This window comes from Stenotrophomonas sp. NA06056, from assembly GCF_013364355.1.
GTDB lineage: Bacteria > Pseudomonadota > Gammaproteobacteria > Xanthomonadales > Xanthomonadaceae > Stenotrophomonas.
Window position 1 is genome coordinate 3,720,959 of sequence record NZ_CP054931.1, and the last position, 24,307, is coordinate 3,745,265.

23 protein-coding genes are annotated in these 24,307 nt (G+C 64.8%); 11 read left to right on the top strand and 12 right to left on the bottom strand.

Annotated elements, in window-relative coordinates; translation table 11 throughout:
- The first annotated feature begins 55 nt into the window (after window positions 1-55).
- From HUT07_RS16800 to HUT07_RS16850, 11 genes are read left to right on the top strand one after another with little or no spacing between them, the layout of a single operon-like run.
- The gene (locus HUT07_RS16800) at window positions 56-1,027 is read left to right on the top strand and encodes a glycosyltransferase family 2 protein (RefSeq protein ID WP_254898885.1); all 972 of its coding nucleotides are present in this window, start codon (window positions 56-58) and stop codon (window positions 1,025-1,027) included.
- A complete protein-coding gene (locus tag HUT07_RS16805) occupies window positions 1,024-1,782 on the top strand; it encodes a hypothetical protein (RefSeq protein ID WP_176021862.1) in 759 nt (252 codons plus the stop codon). The genes HUT07_RS16800 and HUT07_RS16805 overlap by 4 nt, the downstream gene beginning before the upstream one ends.
- A complete protein-coding gene (locus tag HUT07_RS16810; RefSeq protein ID WP_176021863.1) occupies window positions 1,779-2,027 on the top strand; it encodes an acyl carrier protein in 249 nt (82 codons plus the stop codon). Before HUT07_RS16805 ends, HUT07_RS16810 begins: the two co-directional genes overlap by 4 nt.
- Window positions 2,028-2,038: 11 nt before the next feature.
- Window positions 2,039-2,773 (top strand): SDR family NAD(P)-dependent oxidoreductase, encoded by a 735-nt coding sequence (locus HUT07_RS16815; RefSeq protein ID WP_254898886.1) that lies wholly within the window; start codon window positions 2,039-2,041, stop codon window positions 2,771-2,773.
- A complete protein-coding gene (locus HUT07_RS16820; RefSeq protein ID WP_176021864.1) occupies window positions 2,774-4,174 on the top strand; it encodes an AMP-binding protein in 1,401 nt (466 codons plus the stop codon).
- Entirely contained in the window at window positions 4,171-5,277 is a 1,107-nt protein-coding gene (locus HUT07_RS16825; protein ID WP_176021865.1) for an acyl-protein synthetase, read from the top strand. Before HUT07_RS16820 ends, HUT07_RS16825 begins: the two co-directional genes overlap by 4 nt.
- Window positions 5,274-6,497 carry an acyl-CoA reductase gene (locus tag HUT07_RS16830; RefSeq protein WP_176021866.1) on the top strand — a complete coding sequence of 408 codons (1,224 nt, stop codon included), beginning with the start codon at window positions 5,274-5,276 and terminating at the stop codon, window positions 6,495-6,497. Before HUT07_RS16825 ends, HUT07_RS16830 begins: the two co-directional genes overlap by 4 nt.
- A gap of 4 nt (window positions 6,498-6,501) precedes the next feature.
- The gene (locus HUT07_RS16835; protein WP_176021867.1) at window positions 6,502-6,867 is read left to right on the top strand and encodes an EamA family transporter; all 366 of its coding nucleotides are present in this window, start codon (window positions 6,502-6,504) and stop codon (window positions 6,865-6,867) included.
- A 3-nt stretch (window positions 6,868-6,870) separates the two neighbouring features.
- On the top strand, window positions 6,871-7,497 hold the full coding sequence (locus HUT07_RS16840) for a class I SAM-dependent methyltransferase (RefSeq protein WP_176021868.1): 627 nt from the start codon (window positions 6,871-6,873) through the stop codon (window positions 7,495-7,497).
- A gap of 29 nt (window positions 7,498-7,526) precedes the next feature.
- Window positions 7,527-8,660 carry a dTDP-4-amino-4,6-dideoxygalactose transaminase gene (rffA, locus tag HUT07_RS16845; RefSeq protein WP_217706642.1) on the top strand — a complete coding sequence of 378 codons (1,134 nt, stop codon included), beginning with the start codon at window positions 7,527-7,529 and terminating at the stop codon, window positions 8,658-8,660.
- Window positions 8,657-10,558: a hypothetical protein gene (locus HUT07_RS16850; RefSeq protein WP_176021870.1), complete on the top strand. Its 1,902-nt coding sequence runs from the start codon at window positions 8,657-8,659 to the stop codon at window positions 10,556-10,558. The genes rffA and HUT07_RS16850 overlap by 4 nt, the downstream gene beginning before the upstream one ends.
- A gap of 59 nt (window positions 10,559-10,617) precedes the next feature.
- Here the strand turns inward: HUT07_RS16850 and HUT07_RS16855 are convergent, their stop codons facing one another.
- From HUT07_RS16855 to HUT07_RS16910, 12 genes are all read right to left on the bottom strand, one after another.
- Window positions 10,618-11,619 (bottom strand): acyltransferase, encoded by a 1,002-nt coding sequence (locus HUT07_RS16855; protein WP_176021871.1) that lies wholly within the window; start codon window positions 11,617-11,619, stop codon window positions 10,618-10,620.
- A gap of 31 nt (window positions 11,620-11,650) precedes the next feature.
- A complete protein-coding gene (locus HUT07_RS16860) occupies window positions 11,651-12,004 on the bottom strand; it encodes a hypothetical protein (RefSeq protein ID WP_176021872.1) in 354 nt (117 codons plus the stop codon).
- Between the two features lie 231 nt (window positions 12,005-12,235).
- Window positions 12,236-12,841 (bottom strand): HAD family hydrolase, encoded by a 606-nt coding sequence (locus HUT07_RS16865; RefSeq protein WP_176021873.1) that lies wholly within the window; start codon window positions 12,839-12,841, stop codon window positions 12,236-12,238.
- Window positions 12,838-13,545: a nucleotidyltransferase family protein gene (locus HUT07_RS16870; protein WP_176021874.1), complete on the bottom strand. Its 708-nt coding sequence runs from the start codon at window positions 13,543-13,545 to the stop codon at window positions 12,838-12,840. The genes HUT07_RS16865 and HUT07_RS16870 overlap by 4 nt, the downstream gene beginning before the upstream one ends.
- A gap of 50 nt (window positions 13,546-13,595) precedes the next feature.
- The gene (locus tag HUT07_RS16875) at window positions 13,596-14,186 is read right to left on the bottom strand and encodes a D-sedoheptulose 7-phosphate isomerase (protein ID WP_176021875.1); all 591 of its coding nucleotides are present in this window, start codon (window positions 14,184-14,186) and stop codon (window positions 13,596-13,598) included.
- Window positions 14,183-15,211 (bottom strand): dehydrogenase, encoded by a 1,029-nt coding sequence (locus tag HUT07_RS16880; protein ID WP_176021876.1) that lies wholly within the window; start codon window positions 15,209-15,211, stop codon window positions 14,183-14,185. The genes HUT07_RS16875 and HUT07_RS16880 overlap by 4 nt, the downstream gene beginning before the upstream one ends.
- Entirely contained in the window at window positions 15,208-16,176 is a 969-nt protein-coding gene (locus tag HUT07_RS16885; RefSeq protein ID WP_176021877.1) for a GDP-mannose 4,6-dehydratase, read from the bottom strand. Before HUT07_RS16885 ends, HUT07_RS16880 begins: the two co-directional genes overlap by 4 nt.
- A 10-nt stretch (window positions 16,177-16,186) precedes the next feature.
- On the bottom strand, window positions 16,187-19,444 hold the full coding sequence (locus HUT07_RS16890; RefSeq protein WP_176021878.1) for a glycosyltransferase: 3,258 nt from the start codon (window positions 19,442-19,444) through the stop codon (window positions 16,187-16,189).
- Window positions 19,441-20,802 carry an ABC transporter ATP-binding protein gene (locus tag HUT07_RS16895; protein ID WP_176021879.1) on the bottom strand — a complete coding sequence of 454 codons (1,362 nt, stop codon included), beginning with the start codon at window positions 20,800-20,802 and terminating at the stop codon, window positions 19,441-19,443. Before HUT07_RS16895 ends, HUT07_RS16890 begins: the two co-directional genes overlap by 4 nt.
- The gene (locus HUT07_RS16900; RefSeq protein ID WP_176021880.1) at window positions 20,792-21,586 is read right to left on the bottom strand and encodes an ABC transporter permease; all 795 of its coding nucleotides are present in this window, start codon (window positions 21,584-21,586) and stop codon (window positions 20,792-20,794) included. Before HUT07_RS16900 ends, HUT07_RS16895 begins: the two co-directional genes overlap by 11 nt.
- Window positions 21,586-22,770, bottom strand: coding sequence for a cystathionine gamma-synthase (locus HUT07_RS16905; protein ID WP_176021881.1), 1,185 nt, complete (start codon window positions 22,768-22,770; stop codon window positions 21,586-21,588). Before HUT07_RS16905 ends, HUT07_RS16900 begins: the two co-directional genes overlap by 1 nt.
- Before the next feature lie 123 nt (window positions 22,771-22,893).
- Complete coding sequence (locus HUT07_RS16910; RefSeq protein ID WP_176021882.1) at window positions 22,894-24,264, bottom strand: pyridoxal-phosphate dependent enzyme; 1,371 nt, start codon at window positions 24,262-24,264, stop codon at window positions 22,894-22,896.
- Between the last annotated feature and the right edge of the window lie 43 nt (window positions 24,265-24,307).

A 24,307-nucleotide genomic window follows, 5' to 3' on the forward strand; every position in this document is an offset into this window, starting at 1 on the left:
CATTCATGTGCCTGGGCAGAGCACGCAAGGATTCCACGACGCCATGACAGACGCGATGTCCTCCTCACCGTTCGGCGGGGAACTCTGCCCGGAAATCTCGGTGGTGGCACCGGTCTATGGCTGCCAGGGCTGTCTGGAAGACCTGGTGGACCAGGTGCAGGCGGCGATCGCAACGATGGGCGTGAGCTTCGAGATGATCCTGGTGGACGATGCCAGTCCCGACGGCGCCTGGACCCGGATCGCCGAGCTGGCCGCTACCCGCCCCTGGCTGCGCGGGCTTCGCCTGTCGCGCAACTTCGGCCAACATTCGGCCATCTCCGCCGGTATCGAGCATGCCACCGGCCGCTGGACCGTGGTGATGGACTGCGACCTGCAGGATGTGCCCAGCGAGATTCCGGCGCTGTACCGCAAGGCCAACGCTGAACAGCTCGATGTGGTGTTCGCGCAACGCCTCGAGCGCCAGGACAAGCCACTGAAGCGCCTTTCGTCCTGGGCCTTCTTCAGCGTACTGGGCTGGCTCACCGGCGTTCCGCAGGACCCAAGCACCGCCAATTTCGGTATCTACCACCGCAAGGTCATCCAGGCGGTATGCCAGATGCCCGAGCGTGACCGCTCGTTCCCGTTGATGGTCAAGTGGGCCGGCTTCCGCACCGGCAAGCTGCCGGTCCAGCACCAGGCGCGCGCGGTCGGGGAAACCTCCTACACCCTGCGCAAGCTGCTCAAGCTGTCCATGAACATCGCGCTGGGCTATTCGGAGAAGCCGCTGCGCATGGTCGCCGGCACCGGCATCGTGTGTTCGCTGGTCGCCTTCGTGCTGGTGGCCATGAGCCTGCTGCGCTGGTGGGACGGCGACATCGAAGTCGCCGGCTACACCTCCATCATCGGCTCGGTGTGGCTGATCGGCGGCCTGGTCATGTTCTGCCTGGGGGTGGTCGGCTTGTATGTCGGCCAGGTATTCCGCAACGTTCAGAAGCGCCCCTATTACATCGTCGCCGATGCCGTGAACGACGAGCGGGAGGCACGATGAACCTGCTCATCGACAACGTCCATGGCCGTCTCGCCGCGCGCCTGACCCCTTGGGACGAGCGCGCTCTGGGTTTTGTCACCGCCGAAGTGACGCAGCTGCAGATCGACCACCCCGAACAGGCCACTGCACTGCTGGCGGAGCTGGAACAATGGTGCGCGACGCAATCGGTGCACTATCTGTTCGGGCGCATCGATGCCACCCAGGCAGCGGCGAAGGCCGCCCTGCTCCAGCACGGCTACGCATTCGTTGAAACATCGCTGACCGTCTCGCGCAGCGGTTTTGCCAACCTGCCTCCCGTTCCGCGCGGCATGCTGCCGACGCTGCGCGCTGCAACCGCCGACGACATCGCCGCGCTGCGCCATATCGCCGCCACCGATTTCGCCCACGGCCGATTCCTCGAAGACCCGGCCATCGACCCGCAGCGCGCCGCCCTGCGCACTGCCAACTGGATTGAAGACCTGGTCAATGCCGGGCTGGTGCAGGTGGCGGAATCACGCGGGCGCACCATCGGCTTCCATGCCGAACGCGTGGCCGCCGACCACAGCAACTGCGAGCTGCTGCTGACCGGCGCCAGCAGCCCCTATGCGATGCTGGCCCTGCCGCTGTGGATCACCGCACTGGAATCACTTGCCGCGCGCGGCCTCCCGCAGTGCACGACCCTCGTTTCTGCCGCCAACACGGGCATTCTGAACCTGTATGCCCGCCTCGGCTTCCATTTCAACAGCACCCTGTTTGGGTTCAGGAAATTTCTATGAATGATGCCGTCACCGAAGATCAGGTCGTTGCCGTTTTCGCCCGCGTGCTGGGCATTCCGGCCGATAGCGTGAATGATGACCTGCGCTACAACACCATCCCGCAGTGGGATTCGATCGCACACATGTCCGTGGTGGGCGCGCTGGAAGAAGCGTTCGGCGTGATGATCGACATGGATGAAGTGATCGACATGAGCTCGGTCGGCAAGGCGCGCGAGATCCTGCGCAAGCACGGCGCGGCCGTTTGACCGTGGCTGACGTGCTGCCTGTCATCCTGGTCACCGGCGCATCGCGCGGCATCGGCCGGGCCATTGCCCTGCACCTGGCCGCGCAGCATGCGCAGCTGGTGCTGGTGGCCCGCGACGAACAGGCACTGGCTGAACTGGACACGCAGATCCAGGCGTTGGGTGCGCCAGCAGCGATGTGCGCCGCTCTGGACCTGACCGATGCCGATGCCATCGCCGGGCTGTTCAAGCAGGTGTTTGCCCGCTTCGGGCGGCTGGACGGACTGGTCAACAACGCCGGTGTCCTGCACGAAGGGCTGCTCGGCATGATCCGTGCCGAGGACATCGACCAGGTGCTGGCGGTCAACGTCAAAGCGCCGCTGATGGCAATGCAGTACGCCGCACGGCTGATGGCACGTACCGGCAAGGGCAGCATCGTCAACCTGGTCTCGATCATGGGCGTCAATGGCGCGGCTGGCCTCAGCCTGTACGCGGCCAGCAAGGCTGCGCTGGTCGGAGCCACCCGTTCGGCATCCAAGGAATTGGCCGCACGCGGCATCCGCGTGAACGCGGTGTCGCCGGGCTTCATCGATACCGACATGACCCGCAGCATGCCCGAGGCTGCGCACGCCAAGCGTGTGGCTTCGATCGCGATGGGCCGTGCCGGCACTCCGGAGGAGGTCGCCGCACTGGTGGCCTTCCTGCTCAGCGATGCTTCCACCTACGTCACCGGACAGGTGATCGGCATCGACGGACAAATGGTGGTCTGAATGCCGTTCTGGAACCTGGAACAACACGGCAACCGCGTCGCCCTGATCGAGGGCGATCAGCTGCTGGACTATGCCACCCTCGCCAAGCTGGCGGACCAACAGGCGGCGCGACTGCCCGACGGTCGCGGCATGGGCCTGCTGTGCATGCCCAGTCATACCGAGGCCGTGGCGCTGTATCTGGGCGCACTGCGCAGTGGCCGGCAGGTGCCGTTGCTGCTGCAGCCGGATACCGACCCGCAGCTGCTGGCCGAGCTGGTTGCGCACTACCAGCCCGACTGGATCGCAAGCCCAGGCCCGGCCGCCGAAGGTTACCAGACCGTACAGCAGGGCCAGGCGCTGGCACTGCACGTGCGCCGCACGGCGCCCGGCGTGGACGCGCCGCACCCCGACCTTGCCCTGCTGCTGAGTACATCCGGCAGCACCGGTTCGTCCAAGCTGGTGCGCCTGTCGGCGCAGGGCCTGGATGCCAATGCCAGCGCCATCGTCCAGTACCTGGGCCTGCAGGCCGACGACCGCGCGATCACGACCCTGCCGCTGGCCTACTCGTTCGGCATGTCCATCCTCAACAGCCACCTGGCCGCAGGCGGTTCGGTGGTGCTGAGCGAGGACAGCCTGATGACGCGCGGCTTCTGGGACAGCGCGCGCCGCCACGCCATCTCCTCGCTGTCCGGTGTTCCGGCCACCTTCGAGATCCTGCGCCGGATGGGATTGGCGCGCATGCAGCTGCCCAGCCTGCGCATGCTGACCCAGGCCGGCGGCCGCCTGCGCGACGAACTGGTGGCCTACTTCGCCGAATCCAGCCTGGAACATGGCCTGGCGTTCTTCGTCATGTACGGGCAGACCGAAGCATCGCCGCGGATCAGCTACGTTCCGGCTGCACGCATCGTCGACAAAGTCGGCAGCATCGGCGTGCCGGTGCCCGGTGGTCACATGCAGGTTGATGCTGCCACTGGCGAGCTGGTCTACTCCGGCCCCAACGTGATGATGGGCTACGCCACCGCACGCAATGACCTGGCCAAAGGCGACGAACTGCACGGCGTGCTGCGCACCGGCGACCTGGCCCGCGTCGACGAGGACGGGTTCCACTACATCACCGGTCGCGCCAAGCGCTTCCTGAAAATTTCCGGCAACCGGGTCAACCTTGATGAAGTCGAAGCCATGCTGTCTTCGGCATTGGGCCAGCAGATCGCGTGCTCGGGCGCTGACGATGACCTGGTAGCCTTCAGCCACGGCGCACAGGTGGCCGACCAGGCGCAGGTGCGTCAGCTCGTGCAGGAACGCTACAAGCTGTTCGGTGGTCACGTCCGTACCCTCCACCTGGAGGCGCTGCCCCTGATGGCCAGCGGCAAGGTGGATTACCAGAGTCTCCGGCAGATGGCCGGACAAGGAGCTGCAAGGTGACCCTGCCTGCCCCATCGGCCGCCAACGCAGCGGCCGCACTGGATGTCGACGTCTTCGGCATGGACCGTACCCATAAGCGCACGTGGTTGCTGGAGGGGCTGAACCGCCTGACCGCCCACCATCGCGCGCACTGTGCGCCCTACGCCCGCATCCTTGATGGCCTGTGGCCGGCTGAAGACGCTGCCAGCCTTGAGCAGGTGCCGTGGCTGCCGGTGCGCATGTTCAAGCTCATGGACCTCAAGAGCGTTGCCGATGACCAGGTCTCGCGCACGCTGGTGTCCAGTGGCACGACCGGCGCCGCGGTGTCGCGCATCTTTCTCGACGCTGATACCGCACGCGCACAAGCGCGGGCATTGACCCGCATCTTTTCCCATTTTGCCGGGTCCAAGCGCCTGCGCATGCTGGTGGTCGACGATTCAAGCTTCCTGCGTGATCGCAGCCGCTTCAACGCCCGTGCAGCCGGCATCCTGGGCTTCTCCAATTTCGGCCGCGACCACCTCTACCTGCTCGATGAAGACCTGCAGCCGGACTGGGCCGCACTGGAACACTGGCTGCAGGCAAATCCTGACGAGCCGGTCCTGCTGTTCGGCTTCACCTTCATCGTCTGGCAATCGTTCGTGCAGGCCGCACGCCGCGACGGCAAGCAGATCCGCTTCCCGGCCGGCAGCATGCTGGTGCACGGCGGCGGCTGGAAGAAGATGGACGAGCAGAAGGTCGACAACGTGGCCTACAAGGCAGCGCTGTCGGAGACCTTCGGCATCGAGCGCGTGCACAACTACTACGGGATGGTCGAACAGGTCGGCTCGATCTTCTTCGAATGCGAACACGGCCACCTGCATGCGCCCGCTTATGCCGATGTGATCGTGCGTGACCTGCAGGACCTGAACCCGGTGGCGCATGGCACGACAGGCGCGATCCAGGTACTGAGCCTGCTGCCGGAAAGTTATCCCGGCCACAGCCTGCTGACCGAAGATCTTGGCGTGATCCATGGCGAGGACGATTGCCGCTGCGGCCGCCCCGGCAAGCACTTCGCCGTGCTCGGCCGCATCAAGAACGTGGAAATCCGCGGCTGCAGCGATACCCGCACGGTACCCAACGCATGACCAGACTGCTCTTCTCGATCCATCCCGATGCCACGCTGGACGCTGAGCTGGCGCGCCTTTCGGCATTGCCTCCGCTGTTGCCTTTCAGTGCTCAGCTTCGCGAGTTCGTGGCTGATTTTTCGCGACGGGTGTTCAACCTGCCGCAGCTGCGCCAGCATCCGGAACTGGCCACGCTTGGCCACTGGTTCCGGGGTGCGGCGGTCAACCAGCTGTCACAGCGCATCGGCACGCGCGCATCCGAACTGGACCTCGCCCGCGGTCTGGTCTTCCACCTCGCGCCAGCCAATGTCGACGTGCTGTTCGCCTATGCCTGGCTGATGTCGGTGCTGTCGGGCAACACCAACGTGGCACGCCTGTCGCAGAAGCAGAGCACCCAGCGCGATGCGCTGGTGTCGATCCTGCATGACATGCAGCGCGAAGGCCTGCACCCACAGGTGCTGGAACGCGCGGTACTGCTGACATATCCGCACGACGATGCGATCACCACGGCGATTTCCCGCCATTGCCATGCGCGCATCATCTGGGGCGGTGACGCCACGGTCGCCAAGATCCGCTCGCTGCCCATCGCCCCGCTGGCTGTCGAACTCGCCTTCCCCGATCGTTTCGGCGTGGCGGTGATGCGCGCCGCCGCTCTGGTTGAATGCAGCGAAGCCGATCTGCAGGAACTGGCGCGGCGCTTCTGCAACGACGTGCTCTGGTTCGGCCAGCAGGCCTGCTCCTCACCTCGCACCCTTTACTGGGTGGGTGATGATGCCGGGATTGCCGCAGCCAAGTCTCGCTTCTGGCCGACAGTGCGCGCCCAGGCCGCAGCGCTGGAGGACGAGCCCGCAGCACTGATGGCGCGGGTAACGGATGCCAACCTGCTGGCTGCAACTGGTCATGGCGTGCATTCAGCCGATGCCATCGGCCTGTATCCGCTGCGTCTGGAAGCCGCGCGTGCCGATGGCGGGATCCGCGAAATCCAGTCCGGTCACGGCCTGGTGGTTGAGATCGACCTGCCTGCACTCGATGCATTGGCGCCACAGCTTGACGACCGCGACCAGACGCTGGTCCAGCATGGTTTCAGCACATCGGCGCTGCGCGACTTTCTGTGCCATCTCGCCAATCGCGCCATTGATCGCGTCGTGCCGTTCGGCCGCGCCCTGGACTTCCACCCGGTCTGGGACGGCACGGACCTTCTCGATGTCCTTACCCGCAAGATCACCCTACCAGCGACCTGACCCGATGAGCTACGTTTTCATTGCCCTGACCATCCTGCTGACCGTCTACGGCCAGCTCATGCTGAAGTGGCAGGTCAGCCTCAATCCCGGGTCGACCATCGACGGCATGAACCTGCGCGCGATCCTCACCCTGCTGCTCAATCCCTGGGTGATCAGCGCCTTCGCGGCGGCCTTCGGCGCTTCTTTGTGCTGGATGGCGGCCATTGGACGGATGCCGCTGAGCAAGGCCTATCCCTTCACCGCATTGAGTTTCCCGCTGGTGGCAACCCTTGCGGTATGGCTCTTTCGCGAGTCCTTCGACTCGCATAAGATCGCCGGCACCGCCTTGATCATCCTGGGCGTCATCGTACTGTCTCGTTCCGGAGCCTGAACCATGTCGCAGAAGACCGATGGGTTGCACGCAGTGCTATCACACCCGGCGGTCTACGACCTGCTGCAGAACCTGCTGGGGGCGCGTCGTTCCCGTACGCGACTGATCCGGGACCACATCCGTCCCCGCCAAGGCGACCACATCCTGGACATCGGTTGCGGCACCGGCGAGCTCTTCAGCCAGATGCCACCTGGCCTGCGCTACGTCGGATTCGATCTGTCCCAAGCCTATATCGATGCCGCACGGAAGCGGTTTGGTGACAGGGCTCGCTTCGAGTGCATGGACGTGGCCGACTATGAAGTGGGCCAGGAGCAGCAGCAGAAGGCCGATCTGGTGCTGGCCATCGGCATCCTGCATCACCTCGACGATTCCCGTGCACGTGCGCTGATGCGGACCGCGCATGCCGCCCTCAAGCCCGGCGGCCGTTTCATCTCACTCGATGGTGCCTATGTGGATGGCCAATCGGCCATCGCCCATGGCCTGATCGCGCGCGACCGTGGCCAGAGCATCCGCACTCCGGCCGCTTACCAGTCCCTGGCCGAAGCCGAATTCGGCTCGGTCAAGGGCCAGGTGAGAAGCGATATGCTTTTCGTACCCTATACACACTACATCATGGAATGCGTGCGCTAGGCCAACGCCTGCCACGATCAGGAGCAGCAGTGATTCCGTTCAACAAGCCCTTCATGACTGGCCAGGAGCTGGTCAACATCACCCATGCGCACGCCAATGGGCATCTCAGTGGCGATGGTCCGTTCACCAAACAGTGCCACGCGTGGCTGAACCAGCGCACCGGCGCCAACGCATCGCTGCTGACCCACTCCTGCACGGCCGCACTGGAAATGGCAGCGCTGCTGCTGGACCTGGAGGACGGCGACGAAGTGATCATGCCGTCCTACACGTTTGTCTCGACCTCCAATGCCTTCGTGCTGCGTGGGGCGGTACCCGTGTTCGTGGACATCCGCGCCGACACGCTGAACATCGATGAGACGCTGATCGAGGCCGCGATCACTCCGCGCACCAAGGCCATCTGCGTGGTGCATTACGCCGGTGTAGCCTGCGAAATGGACGAGATCCTGGCCATCGCCGCACGCCATGGTCTGGCCGTGGTCGAGGATGCCGCGCAGGGGATCATGTCCACCTACAAGGGACGGCCGCTGGGCACCATCGGCGACCTCGGCGCACTGAGTTTCCACGAAACCAAGAACATCATCTCCGGTGAAGGTGGCGCGCTGCTGTGCCGCGACCACACCCACGCCGAACGTGCCGAGATCATTCGTGAGAAGGGCACCAACCGCAGCCGCTTCTTCCGCGGGCAGGTCGACAAATACACCTGGGTGGACGTAGGTTCCTCGTTCCTGCCCGGCGAGATCACCGCAGCGTTCCTTGCTGCCCAGATGGACGCCGCCGAAGACATCACCGCGCGCCGCCTGGCCATCTGGGACCGCTACCATGCCTGGGCAGCGCCACATGAGGCGGCAGGTCGTCTGGTGCGGCCAACCATTCCGGCGCACACCACCCACAACGCGCACATGTACTACATGCTGCTGCCGTCGCTGGAGGCACGCACTGCATTCATCCAGCTGCTGCGCGAGCAGGGCGTGCAGGCCGTCTTCCACTACATCCCGCTCCACTCTTCGCCCGCTGGCATCAGCAACGGCCGCACCGGTTCGACCATGCAGATCACCGACAGCCTCAGCGAGCGCCTGGTGCGCATGCCGCTGTGGATCGGTGTGGAATCCCAGATGGACCTGATCCTGGAGGCCGCCGACAAGGCTCTGGAGCAGATCGCATGACCCAGCTGCACCCCTCTGCCAGCGGCGCGATCCCGGCGTGGCGCGCGCCGCCGGTGCAGGCATCGGTCGCCTTCGTGGTACGCATGCTGGGGCTGATGCTGGTCGCCGCAGCCTGTGGCAACGCCCTGCTGTACAGCGACGCGGCGGCCACACCGCTGGTCCAGTCCGATGCCTGGTACTTCCTGGAAAGCTTCCTGACGCGCTATTTCGACGGCACGCTGACCTTCCTGGATCTGTTCGTGCAGCGGGGTGCAGGCGACCATGCACAGCCATTGCAGAAGCTGGTGCTGTTGTTCCACACCCGCTACTTCGGCATGGACTTCGGCATCGAAGGACTGATCGGCACTGCCATCGGCATCCTCTGGTGCTGTGCCATCGCGCACGAGATGCGCCGGCAGCCGGCCACCGATGGCCTGCGCAATGCCCTGTCGTGGCTGTCCATCGGCCTGGTGTTCGCACTCGGGCTTTCGCTGAACAGCTCCAACATTTTCACGTGGCCGCTGGCCACGCTGGGGTTCATACCGCTGCTTCTGGGCACACTGTACTTCTCGCTGACGATGACCCAGCTGGAACGGCAACGGCCAGGCTGGGTCCTGCTGGCCACGGCCCTGCTTGGCGCGTGCATCGACGAGATCGCCGTGGTGGTGGTGATCGCCGCCGTGCTGGCCTGGATTCCGATGCTGGGCTCCAGCACCCGGCAGAAGGCGCGGACCGCAGGTGCAGCGGTGCTGGGCCTGGTGGCGGCGCGGCTGTTCCTGGCCTGGGCAGCCCATCGTGCAGGCGCGACATCGGTGCTGATCGAGCCCAAAGGTTCACTGGTCGATACACTGCTGACCGGCGAAGCCTTGCGCGGCCTGCTCATCCCCTTCTCCGACAGCCTCATCCACGTCGAGCACCTCGCCCGCTGGTTCCCGGCATCGACGACCTCGATGATCGCCCTGTGTGCCGCCCTGGTAGCGGGCCTGCACCTGTATTTCTGGGTCAGCGTCCTGCTGGCGTGGCGCGCGGGCCGCTACACGCGCACGCTGGCGCTGGCGACGTTCCTGATGCTGGTGGCCTATGGCCTTACCGCCGGCATCATCATCAGCCGCGTACCCGCCTATGACTGGAACTACCTGCACCAGCCGCGCTACGTGATGTCCTACCAGATGAGTCTGGTGGCATTGGCGGTGCTGTTCCAGCAGCGCCTGTGCCAGATCGACCTGACAGCGTCCGCCCTGCGCCTGTGGATCGAGCGCACCAGTGTCGTGATGGTCATGGCCCTGCTGATCTGGCTGCAGTGGGCAGTGACCCAGGCCAACTGGGGCCTGCCCTACTACCTGTCTTCCTATTGGCAGAACGCCGCGCTCTCAATGCAGAAACTGGCCGCCGACCCCTTGCATGAGCCGGGCCCGTGCCCGGACATCATGACCGTATGCGCCTACCCGGCCGAGCGACGGGCCAAGCTGATCGGATTGCTGCGGGACAAGCAGTTGAACGTGTTCTCACCCGCCTTCCAGATGCGCTACCGGCTGTATCCCTCGCTGGCCAACATTCCCGGCTTCGGCCCTGGCCAACCGCAGGAGCAACAGTTCGACCCGCGCATTCGCGAAGCGGCGGCGCCAGCCGTTCTGGCCGCGCTCCCCGTTGCGGGCAGCTGTGCGCTGGGCACGGCCCCGCAGGCGATGCGGATCGAACTGGATTCGCGGGACCTGGCACCGTTCGGCGCGCATCTGTGGGTCGAATCGGTCGGTGCAAGCCGCACCCTGTTGGCGGCCACAGCACCCGGCCAGACCACGCTGACCCTAGAGCATGCGGTTCCCAACCATTCGCTGCTGACACTGGTGCGCGCCGATGGGCAGGGCGTTCTGGCCCAATCGCAGATCGACCTGCCCGCCTGCACCGCCCCGACGCGCTAGCGCCTGGCCCTTTGATGCCGGTGCCCCGCCAACGACGGCGCGGCACCGGCATGCCTGGATCAGGCGGCAGGGACCACGTGGGCCGGTGGCTTGCGCTTGAGGCGCGACAACGGCCGGTCGATCAGGATCACGATCAGCCAGGACAGCGCAACGGTTGCCGCGAAGGCAGGCAGGAAGAAGGTCGCGAACGGACGGGTGAAGCCGCAGGCGCAGACGAACCAGGCTGCAACCGTGGTGTGGATCAGGTAGATCGGATAGCTCAGGTCACCGAGCATCTTGTCCACCTTGCCCGAGGGCTGCGCGTGCAGCGACACCACCATCCACGCCGACAGCACCAGCGACACGTACAGGCCCCACGTCCACGGCCAGCTCTGCAGGAACACCCAGACCACGCCGTGCAGCATCCAGACGATCGAGCTGGTCCACGGCATGCGGAACCGCTCCAGCTGGGTACGGTACTGGCAGACCAGCGAGCCGACGGCAAACGGCAGCAGGCACGGCAGGAAGGTGGCGTAACGGTCGCCGAAGGTCTCGGTGACGATACCCATCTTCAGGTTCAGCAGCGCACCGATGACCACGCCCAGCCACGCCGCTCCGCGCGAGGTCGCCATCAGCGGCAGCAGCAGGTAGAAGCCCACTTCGATGGCCAACGCGTTGGCCACCGGCACCGGCATGCCACCGCGCTGGATGCCCGGGAACAGCGTGATCACGTAGGCCCAGTCCTGCAGGCCCTTGGGCATGTGGAACTCGCCATTGATCGGACGCAGATCGATACCGATGCCGTTGTAGTACCAGAGAGTCAGCAGGCCCATGATCGCGGCCAGCCAGTACAGCGGGAAGATGCGCATGAAACGGTTGAAGGCATATGCCTTGATGCCACGGCCATCAAAGCCATACTTGGTGGTCAGCACCAGCGTCATCAGGAAGCCGCTGAGCACGAAGAATGCCCAAACCGCGTAGGCCGCATAACCCTGCGGCATGTTCGACCAAAGGTGTGAACCGGCCACCAGCGAGGCCAGCACGAAGCGGCTGGCACCAAAACCAAACACAGGAAGTTTCAAGAGAGTGCTCCACTCAGGGGCGAAGGCCGCATCACGGTGCGGCCGGGCTGTCGGACGTGCATTCGGTTGCGCTGGCGCGAACCACGCCAATCACGCGATCGGTCCCGTCCAGCAGCGTCAGTTCGCCACCATCCTCGAACCACGGCCCGGTGGTCTCGGTGCCATTGGCGCCACCTTCCGCCCACAGCTTGGCCACCTGGGTGCGGCTGCCGGCGGTGATCTGCACGAAGGTCAGCCCCGGCAGCGCCGAGCTCCACTGCACCTGGACTTCAGCGGCAGCACCGCGTCCAGCCCGGCACTTGAGCTTGCTTACGTGTGCCTGCAACGTGATGCCCTCCACGCTGGCGTGGGTCAGGGTCAGGCCAGGCACGGATGCGTCGGTCACGCTTGCTCCCATCTCGGCGGGCATCGTGCTGGTTCCCTGGGCCCCCGCGCGACGGCGGCCCTCTTCGTCGCAGCAGCCTGCCAGGGCAAGGCCCAGCAGAACGGACGCGAGCATCCTTGGAGTCAAGCTCATTCTTTATCTCTGATGAACGCCACTGCGGCGACGGGGCATTCTTACCCACGTCGCAGGGTCGGTAAAGCACCGGGCTTGGCCGAAATACTTTCTGCCTGTTCAGATCGGCAACAACGCCTGCACCTGTGAAAGCGTCATGCACGCGTGGAAACTGCCCTCATCCACGACACCCTCGCCGGTGTCATCACCAAGCAGGAAGCACTGCCCGACGCCGGCGGCCTGGCCAGCCTGCACATCCGTGCGCTTGTCGCCCACCAGCACCGAGCGGGGCCAGTCCACCGCATGTGCCTGGTCCATGGCATGCAACATGCCCGGTGCCGGCTTGCGACAGCTGCACTCCACCCGGTAGGCGCCCTGCCCGGCCTGCTGGTGATGCGGGCAGTACCAGGTTGCCGCGATCTGCACGCCTTCAGCGGCGAAACACGCGTGCATCCATGCGGTGTACTCGGCAAACTGCTGTTCGCTGTAGTAGCCGCGTGCAATTCCCGCCTGGTTGGTCACCACCACCAGTGCATACCCACGCGCCTGCGCCTCGCGGCACAGCTCGAAAATTCCCGGCACCCATTCGGTGCCGGCCGGGGTATGGACGTAGCCATGGTTGATATTGATCACGCCGTCGCGATCGAGAAACAGCACCCGGCCCAGTGGTGCGCCTGCGGCCGGCCAACCTGGACCGACCACGCACCCGGGTTGCGGCATCGTCATGGTTTGCCGCCGGCAAAGATGTGCTGCGCGCGCCGGTAGTCCTCAGGCACCCCGATATCGATGAAGTCAGCGGTATCCACGCAGGCAGCCAGACCCTCACTGGCGGCCCGTGGCAGCAGCACATCGGTCTCGAACGAGAACACCGGCTTGTCCGGCAATGAAGACAGCGCGGCTGGGCCGAGGAAGTAGCTGCCGGCATTGATGAAGCCGGGGCCGTGACCGCCCTTTTCGTTGAATGCCGCAACACGGCCATGCGCGAGTTCGACGGCACCGTAGCGGCCAACGTCCTCGACCTTGGCCAGGGCGACCGCAAGGGACACCTGCTCGCGCTCCGCATGTTGCTGCAACTGCCGCGGCGAGTAACGCAGATAGGTATCGCCGTTGCTCATGTGGACGGCATGGCCGTGCAACTGACGGGCGGCCAATGCCAGTGCACCGCCGGTCCCCAGCGGCTCGGGCTCGCGCGAATACACCACGTCCATGCCCTGCCAGCGGCGCCCGATGGCCTGTTCGACACGCTCGGCCAGGTATCCGGTGGCCAGGATCACGCGACGGATGCCGCCCTCGGCGAGATTGTCGAGCACGTAGGCCAGGAACGGACGTCCCGCCACCGGCGCCAGCGGCTTGGGCAGATCGGGCACTTCCGAGCGCAGGCGGGTACCGAAGCCTCCCACCAGCACAATGGCTTCATCGGCAATGATCATGGTCGAGTGTCCTGCAGAAGAGTCATCATGCTCCGGGCCATCGCGATGGATCAGCCCGCTTCCGCGCGCGGGAACATTTCGCTTTCGATCAGCGCGCACAGCAGGTGGCCGATGAACTCATGGCCCTCCTGGATGCGCGGCGTTTCGTTGGAGGGAATGCAGAAGCAGATTTCGCAGCGATCCTTCATGTCGCCACCGTGCTCGCCGGTGAAGCCGATCACCCGCACGCCCTTGGCTTCGGACGCTTCAAGCGCGCGCATGATGTTCTTCGAACGACCCGAGGTCGAGATCGCCACGAACACGTCACCTGCCTGGCCCAGCGCTTCAATCTGGCGGGCGAAGGTGTAGTCGTAACCGTAGTCGTTGCCGATGGCGGTCAGGATCGAAGTGTCGGTGGTCAGCGCGATCGCCGGCAGGCCCGGGCGATCGTAGTAGAAACGGCTGACCAGCTCGCCGGCCCAGTGCTGCGCGTCGGCGGCACTGCCGCCGTTGCCGGCGAAGAGGATCTTCTTCCCGGCGCGCAACGCCTCTACGCACAACGCCACGGCGTCGCGGATCTGCTGCTGCAGCGCGGCGTCGGCAGCCATGCGGCGGAAATTCTCCTGCGCCTTGCCGAACTCTTCTTCAATGAAGGCGTTCATCCCAGTTTCCATGAGGTAGCTCCGTGGTGCGTAAAGTGGGTGTCATAGACGGTACCGCCGGCCTGCGCCAATGCGCGCACCAATCGCAGGCGGTCGGCGGGATCACAGACGAACATCATGAAGCCGCCGCCACCGGCGCCGGAAACCTTGGCTGCGCGCGCACCATTGGCGAAAGCGAGCTGCTCGATCTCGTCGATCATCGGATTGCTGATGCTCGATGCGCTCTGCTTCTTGGCCTGCCAGCCGGACTGCATGACTTCAGCGAAACGGACCAGATCGCCACGCAGCAGCGCTTCCTTCATCTGCGTCGCTTCGGCCTTCAGGCGGTGCATCGCGTCTAGCGAGTCGGAGCGGCCTTCCTTGATGTTGCGCGACTGCTCATCGATGATCTTGGCCGATGCGCGTGACACACCGGTGAAGTACAGCACCAGGCTGGACTCGAGTTCGGCACAGATCCAGTCCTTGATGCGCAGCGGATTCACGATGACGTGATCTTCGGCATAGAACTCCATGAAGTTGAAGCCGCCGAAGGCCGCCGCGTACTGATCCTGCTTGCCGCCGGAAAGACCCAGATCGCTGCGCTCGATCCGATACGCCAGCTGCGCGACTTCATACTCGCCAAGGGGCAGCGAGAAGTACTCGGCGAACGCGGCGACCAAGGCCACCACCATCGTCGAGGACGAGCCCAGGCCAGACCCTGGCGGTGCGTCGGAATGGGTGCGCACGCGGATGCTCGGCCGCACACCGCCGAGGTAACGATCGGTCAGGTGCAGGTACACGCCCTTCATCAGCTGCAGCGGCCCGGCATGGGCCTGCACGTCGGCAACGGCAAGGGTTTCGCTCGCTTCGGCGTCCTGCGCGTGGAAGGAGACCGTGCCGGCAGGCGCGTCATCGATGGTCGCGTAGGCGTACTTGTCGATGGTGACGTTCATGACGAAGCCACCATGCTGATCGCAGAACGGCGACACGTCGGTGCCGCCACCCGCCAGGCCAAGCCGCAGCGGTGCGCGCGAGCGGACGATCATGCGCGGTCCCCGTCGGCCACGCCCAGCGTCCTGCGCCAATAGGCCAGCATGTCCTTCAAGGTCTGCTCCAGCGGCACCTTCTGCTGCCAACCGGTGCGCTCCACCAGGCGCGAGGAGTCACCGAAGATGACCTTCTCGTCGCTGGGCCGCAGCAGTGCCGTATCGACCTGCACCTCGACGGGCACGCGTGCGGCGGCCACCACCTGCTCGACGATCTCGCGGATCTGGTAGGTGCGCGCGCCACTGATGTTGTAGATGCCACCCGGCTCACCCTTGGCGGCCAGCAGCTCCAGTGCGGAGGCCAGGTCGCGCACATCGGTGATCGCGCGCCAGGTGTCCTGGTTGCCCACTCTCAACACCGGCTCGATCTGGCCGGCCTCGATGCGGGCAATGCGCTGGGTCAGATCGGCGCACACGTCGCCGGCCTTGCGTGCACCCGTCGTGTTGAAGATGCGCGCGCATACTGCGCGGATCTTCCAGTTGGACCAGTACTGCAGCGCCAGCATCTCGGTGGCCACCTTGCTGATGCCGTACGGGTGGAGCGGACGCAACGGGTGCGATTCCTTGACAGGAATGTCCTCGGCGGCGACCTCGCCATACTGCGCGCTGGAACAGGCGACCACCACCACCGGATCGATGCCGGCGGCACGGATGGATTCAAACACGTTGGCCGTGCCGACGACGTTGGTGTCCAGCGTTTCCGCCGGAGCCGACCAGGACAGTGCCGGATAGCTCTGCGCCGACAGCAGGTAGACCACATCCGGGCGGAATGCATCGATCACCTGCGAGGTCTGCTCGCGGTAGCGGATGTCACATCGCACCACGCGATCCTGGAACGAGGCCCAGTCCTTCGGCTCGATGGTCGGGTTGTAGCTGGTACCCAACACCTCGTGGCCCTCGGCGATGGCGCGCTCCATCAGGTAGCTGCCAACGAAACCGGTTGCTCCCATCACAAGTACTTTCATGGCCTGCTCCTCAATTCGCATTCGGTGTATTGGCGCGCACGCGTTCGCGGCGCGCGTCGACGTCGGCATAGGGGGTCGGGTCGACATCGTGGCTGACGATGTTCCACAGCGCCTTCTCCGAGAACGTCTCGCGGGCGAAATCCTGCGCGCGTGCGGACACCTCGAACCAATGCGCGTCATCATCAAGCAGGCGAAGCACACGGTCGGCGAAGGCCTGTGCATCGTCGGCCACGGCGATGAATTCCGATGCAGCCGCCAGACCCTGCGCGCCTGCCGGCGAGGTCACCAACGGGACGCCGAAGCGCATCGCCTCGACCACCTTGCCCTTCATCCCCGCACCAAACCGCAGCGGCGCAACGACTGCGCGGGCGTGCGCGTAGTACATCTCCAGTTCCTCATCGGTGACGTAGCCCGGCACGTGGATCATGTCACTGGCCAAGGCCTGCACTTCCGGCTTGGGATTGGAGCCGACCAGGCTGACCTTGATATCCGGCTTGTGGGCACGGATCAGCGGCAGCACCTGTTCGACGAACCACAGCGCGGCATCCACGTTCGGGTCGTGGGCGAAGCCGGCAACGAACAACAGACCGCTGCGTCGGTGCAGGCCTTCGGCATCGATCGTCGGGAAGCGGTCGAAGGCATATACCGGAATGGTGAAGTTCTTCGCGCGTACGCCGTCACGATCTTCCATCCAGCGCGCAACGTGCGCCGTCTCCAGCTCGGAGGGGTAGTAGATGGTATCCACCTTGCTCCACAGCGATTCCTCCAGCACCTGCATCGCATCACGCTGGATGGCCACTGCCGGGTCATGGGCGATCTTCAGCTGCTCGGTCATCCGCTGGTAGTGCACGTCATGTCCGTAGTAAAGAAGCGTGGCGCGGCTGTGTCGGCGCAACGCTTCGATGTACTTGACCGACACCTGCGGACGGCTCAGCAGCACGTAGTCGATGCAACCGCCATGAGCCGCGATCCAGCTGCTGAAGTTCTCCACGTGTTCCGGACCGTAGATCGCTTCCACGCCCATCTGCTGCAGGCGCGGGGTATAGACCGGATCGTGCCAGAGGTTGTCGGACCAGAATTTCACGCTCATGCCGTGCTTCTGGAACAGGCCGATGAACTGGTCCATGGTGCGTGAGCCGGCGTCACGATCCGGCTGCGGCACGTAGTGGTCGATCACCAGGACCGTCTTGCGCAGCTGCGAACGGTCGCGCGCCAGGAAGGGCAGTTCGGCATTGGCGAAGTGCTGCTGCACCAACGTGTCCTGCCAGCGCTCACGCAGTTTCTTCTGGTTGGCCACCTGGTAAGCCTTGATGCCGGTGGACACGTCGGTGCCGTGGGAAACGCCCTCGTAATGCACCACCATCGACTCAGGCTGGTAATAGACCTTGTAGCCCGCCTCGCGCACACGGAACGCCAGGTCGGTATCTTCGCAGTAGGCCGGCAGGTAGTGCGGATCGAAGCACCCCAATGCATCCAGCAGGGACTTCGGCAACAGGATCGCCGCGCCGGAAATGTAGTCCGCCTCATGCACGTAATTGAATTCGGACGCCGCCGGGTTCTGCAACCGGCCCACGTTCCACGCCGTGGCGTCATCCCAGACGATGCCACCGGCTTCCTGCAGCCGGCCATCAGGGTAGACCAGCTTGGAGCCGGCCATGCCCGCATCGGGGTAGTTCTTGAACACCTCCAGCAACGCATCGAGCCAGCCATCGGTGACTTCGGTATCGTTGTTGAGGAAACAGACATAGCGGCCGCGTGCCAGCGTCGCGGCGTTGTTGCAGGAAAGCAGGAAACCGAGATTCTTTTCGTTCTCGTGGTAACGCAGGCCCTGGACCTCGCGCAGCCGACCGATGTCGGCGTCACCGGAGGCATCCTCGGCAACGATCACCTCGAACGAGGCCCGGGTCGCGGCGCGCGACAGCGAACGCACGCAGGCCAGGCTGATCGGCAGGTTACCGTACGTCGGCACGATTACCGACACCAGCGGTGCATCCACCTTCGGCAGCCTGGTATTTGCCAGGCAGACGTCGATGTTGGCCTTGACGTACTCCAGGCCCAGCCCTTCAAGCTGCTTGACCGGAGCGAAACTGCGCTTGACGAGGAAGCGGCGAACCGGACGCACCAACGGTGCCAGCAGCGGCATGCGGGCCAGGCCGGTGGCGCGCAGCGAATTGGCTACGCCATTCCAGTCGCCACGCACCACGCGTGAAAGGAAACGCAGCGGTTTGGTGATGCGCCAGGAACTGGAGCGCAACAGGGCTGCGGTCATCGCCTGGCTTGCGTCGTTGTCGGCCCGCAGGCGATCCACCTGCGCCTGCAGCTGGCTGCGCGCGTGGTCACCGACAATGGCATCGGCAAGCAGTTCACGCAGTTCAGCCGCGCTTTCCAGGTGCTGCGCGATCTCACCGCGCAGCGCTTCGCGCTGGCCGGCTGCCTGATCGAGCTCCCCGCGCAGCGAAGCGACGTGACTGCGCAACGCATTGATCTCGGCGTCCTGTGCTTGAGCCCAGCGCGCCACTTCGTGGTGATGGTTGTACAGGTCTTCCTGCTCGGCCAGAAGCAGCGAGGCCGGTGTTGCCGGCAGCAGGGACGAATCGGCAGCGGCCACGGCAATGTAGTAGACCGGATCAGGAAGCGCGGCCACACGATGTTCGATGGCCTGGCCGCCGTCGGTGATGGCCGTGTAGTCGCCCCCGATCGTGCCTTCCAGCGGGGTGATGGTCGACCCCACCGACATCCGGTGACCGACGATCCGCACCGCCGGGAACTGCGTGTTGAGCAGCGCGACGAACTGGTCCAGGTACAACTCTTTGACGTGGTACTCGTTGTGGTAGCCCGCCTTGTCGGAGTAGACCTCCTTGTTCGGCGAGGACATCACCAGCACGCCACCGGGACGCAGCACGCGGCGGATCTCGGCCAGCATCTGCTCCTGTTCCAGCAGGTGCTCTACGGTCTCGAAGGAGACCACCACGTCCACGCAGTCCTCGGGCAGTGGCACCTGCGCGGCCGAGCCCTGCAGGTACTGCAGGTTGGCGCGGTCGGCGTACTTCTCGGCGGCATGCGCTACGGCATCGGCGGAAATATCGACGCCGCGCACCGAGCGCGCCTGGCCGGCCAGCATCGCGCTGCCGTAGCCTTCGCCGCTGGCCAGATCCAGCACATCCTTGCCGGCCACGATGGGAAGGCACCAGGCGTACCGATGCAGGTGCTCCTGCCGGATCACGCCCTGCTCGCTGGGAACAAAGCGCTCGCCAGTGAACTCGATCATTTCTTCTCCTTGGAAAGCTCGATGGCCAGCATGGGCAGGCCGACCAGCCCGTATCGCATCGTCTCGTCGGTCGCGCGGAATTCCAGCGCGTCATGGATCCAATGCTGCTGGGTGTGGTCGTGCTGGTCGCCGGAGGCCACCGCTGCATCGACCATGTAGGAACCTGACGGCATCACCGGCATGCGGAACAGGAAGCTCGCCGAGATCTGCTCGCCGGGCTCGCCCGAGACCGGGGCATGCTGCCAGGCCAGGAAGGTGTTGTCGCCGAACAGGCGCTGGCCCAGACGGTCCTTGACGTAGAAGCCGAGGATCAGGTTCTGCAGCGACTGCGCCAGCTCCACGGTGATGTCCAGCCGCACCAGCTCGCCGCCGGCCAGCAGGCCGACCGATTGACCGTGCTCATCCAGCAGCTGCACCTGGACGATGCGTGCACCCTGCGCACCGAATTCCTGGCCGACGTTGTCCGGGTCGAACTCGAAGGTCTGGATGCGGTTGCTCCAGCCGGCATCCTGGCGCGCCTGCGCGCGCACGTCCGGAGCGTCGCCGATGGGTCGCCGCACGCGCTTCTCGCCGACCACCACGTTGGCATCACCGGCATCGCGGCGACCCACGGCGTGCTGCTCGGTCATGTACGCTTCGATCACCTCCTGCGACGTACCGACCAGACGCATCTGCCCGCTCTGCAGCCAGACCGCGTTCTCGCACAGGTTGGTCACGGCAGCAGCATCGTGGCTGACAAACAGCAGCGTGCCGTTCTTCTGGAACTCACGCAGGAAGCGCATGCACTTCTGCGAGAAGAACGCATCGCCGACCGCCAGCGCCTCATCGATGATCAGGATGTCGGCATCCACGTGGGCAATCACTGCAAAAGCAAGGCGCACCGACATGCCGCTGGAATAGCTGCGCACTGGCTGATCGATGAACTCACCGATGTCGGCGAAGGCAAGGATCTTCTCCAGGCGCTGTTCGATCTGTGCACGGGAAAGACCGAGGATCGCCGCATTGAGGAACACATTCTCGCGGCCGGTGAATTCGGGGTTGAAGCCGCTGCCCAGCTCCAGCAACGCCGCGACGCGCCCGTTCACCGATATTGAACCCTCGGTAGGATTGAGCGTGCCCGCGATCATCTGCAGCAGCGTGGACTTGCCAGAGCCGTTGCGACCGACGATGCCGACGGTCTGCCCGCGACGCACGCTGAAGCTGACGCCACGCAGCGCCCAGAAGTCCTTGTAGTACGCCTTGCGCTTGCCGGCCAGCGCCTGCCACAAGCGATGCGAGGGGCGCTCGTACATGTGGTAGCTCTTGCCGACCCCACGCACGTCGATCACTACTTCCGAATCGACACGATCAGAGCACATCGGCAAACCCCACTCGCAACTTGTTGAACACGCGATGCCCAATCAGTGCCACGGCACAGGCGATCAGCGCATAGATGCCCAACCCCTCCCAATCCGGCAACCGTCCCCAGATCACCACTTCACGCACCTGGTTGATGATGAAGGTAAGAGGGTTGAGTTCGAATACGATGCGATAGCTGGCAGGCACCGATTCCGGCGGCACGATGGCCGAGGAAAGGAACAGCATCGCGGTGGCGATCACACCGGCGATCTGGCCGATGTCGCGCAGGTAGACGCCCAGCGCGGAAACAATCCAGCTGATACCCACCGTCAGGATCACCAGCGGCAGCAGTACCACCGGCACCAGAACTGCCGTCGGGGGGATGCTGCCCTTCACTGCCAGATGCAGCAGCAGAAGGACCACGATGTTCATCAGCAGATGGAACAACGCAGAGAACGTCATGCTCCAACCGAGGATGTCCAGCGGGAACACCACGCGCTTGACGTAGCTGGTGTTGGCCACGATCAGCTGAGGGGCGCGCGTGAAGCACTCGGCAAAGAACCCGTGCACGGTCAGGCCCGCGAAAAGGATCAGGGCGAAGTCAGTCGTCGAACCCGTCGAACCCGGCCAGCGCCCCTTCATGATGTAGCCAAAGGCCATGGTGTAGACCAGCAGCATCAGGAACGGACTGATCAGCGACCACAACAGGCCGAAACTCGCGCCGCGATACCGGCCCAGCACTTCGCGCTGGGTCAGTTCGAAGGCCAGCGAGCGATGCTTGCCGAAGACCGAGAGAATTCCCATCAGGCTGCCTGCGCTTCCAACGCCCGCTCCAGATCCACCTGCAGGTCACCCAGATCCTCGACACCCACGCTCAGCCTGACCAGCGCATCGCTGATGCCCAACTGCTCGCGGCGTGCCACCGGGATCGACGCATGGGTCATCACTGCCGGATGGTTCACCAGGCTTTCCACCCCGCCCAGCGACTCGGCCAGGGTGAACAGTTCGGTCTTCTCGCAGAAGCGCTTGGCGGCCTCGAAACCACCCTTCAGCACGATCGAGACGATGCCGCCGTAGCCGGCCATCTGCTTGCCCGCCAGCGCATGCTGCGGGTGCGAGGCCAGGCCCGGGTAGATCACCTTTTCCACCGCCGGGTGCTTTTCCAGCCACTGTGCCAGCGCCATCGCGTTGGCGCAGTGCGCCTTCATGCGCAGCGGCAGGGTCTTCAGGCCACGCAGGGCCAGGAAGCTGTCGAACGGGCCCTGCACGCCACCCACCGAGTTCTGCAGGAAGGCCATCTGCTCGGCCAGTTCGGCGTTGTCACCGACCACGACCATGCCACCGACCATGTCCGAATGGCCATTGAGGTACTTGGTGGCCGAGTGCAGCACCAGGTCCGCGCCCAGCTCCAGCGGACGCTGCAGCATCGGCGAGGCGAAGGTGTTGTCGACCACCACGATCAGGCCAAGACGCTTGGCGATGGCGGCCACCGCGGCGATGTCGACGATCTTCAGCATCGGGTTGGTCGGGGTCTCGATCCATACCATCTTCGTCTTCGCCGTGATCGACGCTTCAAACGCGGCCAGGTCGGTCAGGTCGACAAAGCTGAAATCCAGCCCGGCGGTGCGGCGGCGCACACGCTCGAACAGGCGGAAGCTGCCGCCATAGATGTCGTCCATCGCCACCACGTGGCTGCCGGCATCCAGCAGTTCAATCACGGTCGAACTGGCGGCCATGCCCGAAGCAAAGGCGAAACCACGGGTGCCGCCTTCCAGCGAGGCCACGCAACGCTCGTAGGCGAAGCGGGTCGGGTTGTGGGTCCGCGAGTACTCGAAGCCCTGGTGCTCGCCCGGGCTGGACTGCGCATAGGTCGAGGTGGCGTAGATCGGCGGCATCACCGCGCCGGTGCTCGGGTCGGGCGACTGGCCGCCATGGATGGCCAGGGTGGCCAGCGCCAGCGCGCGGTCCGGGGAAGAAGCGTTGGACATGTCGTTTCCTGAATGGCGCCGATGACCGGCGCCGTCGAAGGAGCGGGAGTCTATCAGCGCGGCCTTAACAGGCTTTGACGCGGATAAACCGGAATTCAGCGGTGATCTGCAGCGATAAACGCGTTACTGAACGCGCCGACGCAGGTAGTTGAGCAGATCGATGCGGGTGATCAGGCCCAGGAAGGTATTGCCATCCATCACGATGGCCACCTGGCCGCGGTCGAACACCGGCAGCAGCGCCTCGATGGGGGACTTCACGTCCAGGCGGTCCAGCTTGCTGACCATGGCCGTAGCCACCGGGTCGCGGAAGCGTGCTTCGTCGCCGTAGACATGCAGCAGCACGTCGCTTTCATCGACGATGCCAACCAGCTGATCGCCATCCATCACCGGCAGCTGCGACACGTCGTACAGCTTCATGCGCTGGTAGGCGGTGGTCAGCAGGTCATTCGGGCCGATCACGACGGTGTCGCGCTGGCCATACGGACGCAGGATCAGGTCGCGCAGGTCGCCGTGCTGCGGGCGCTCCAGGAAACCGTTGTCCAGCATCCAGTAGTCGTTGTACATCTTCGACAGGTACTTGTTGCCGGTATCGCAGACCAGCACCAGCACTTTCTTCGGCGTGGTCTGCGCCTTGCAGTACTTCAGTGCCGCTGCCAGCAGCGTGCCGGTGGAGGAGCCGCCGAGGATGCCCTCCTTGGCCAGCAGCTCGCGCGCGGTGTGGAAGCTCTCCGCGTCGGTGATCGCATAGGCCTGCTTGACCCGGCTGAAATCCGAGATCGAGGGCAGGAAGTCCTCGCCGATGCCTTCCACCAGCCAGCTGCCCGACTTGTCGTTGAGCACGCCGTCATTGATGTATTCGGCCAGGATCGAGCCGACCGGGTCGGCCAGCACCAGCTCGGTCTTCGGCGACAGCGTGGCGAACGCGCGCGACAGGCCGGTCATGGTGCCGGAGCTGCCACAGCCGAACACGATGGCATCCAGATCGCCATCCATCTGCTCGAGGATCTCCGGACCGGTGCCGAATTCATGCGCGGCCGGGTTGTCCGGGTTGCCGAACTGGTTGATGAAGTACGCGCCCGGGGTCTGCTCGGCGATGGTCTTGGCTAGGTCCTGGTAGTACTCCGGGTGACCCTTGGCCACGTCCGAGCGGGTCAGGCGCACTTCGGCACCCATCGCCTTCAGGTTGAAGATCTTTTCGCGACTCATCTTGTCGGGAACGACCAGAATGAGCTTGTAGCCCTTCTGCTGCGCGACCAGCGCCAAGCCCAGGCCGGTGTTGCCGGCGGTGCCTTCCACCAGGGTCGCACCGGGCTTCAGGTCGCCGCGCTTTTCCGCCGCCTCGATCATCGACAGGCCGATGCGATCCTTGATCGATCCGCCCGGGTTGGCGTTTTCGAGCTTCAGGTAGAGCTCGCAGACGCCGGTGTCCAGGCGCTGGGCCTTGACGATCGGGGTCTGGCCGATGAGTTCGAGGACGGAAGAATGGATGGGCATTCGGGGGACTTTCGGTTCGCGCCACGTAGGGCCGGACCGGTGA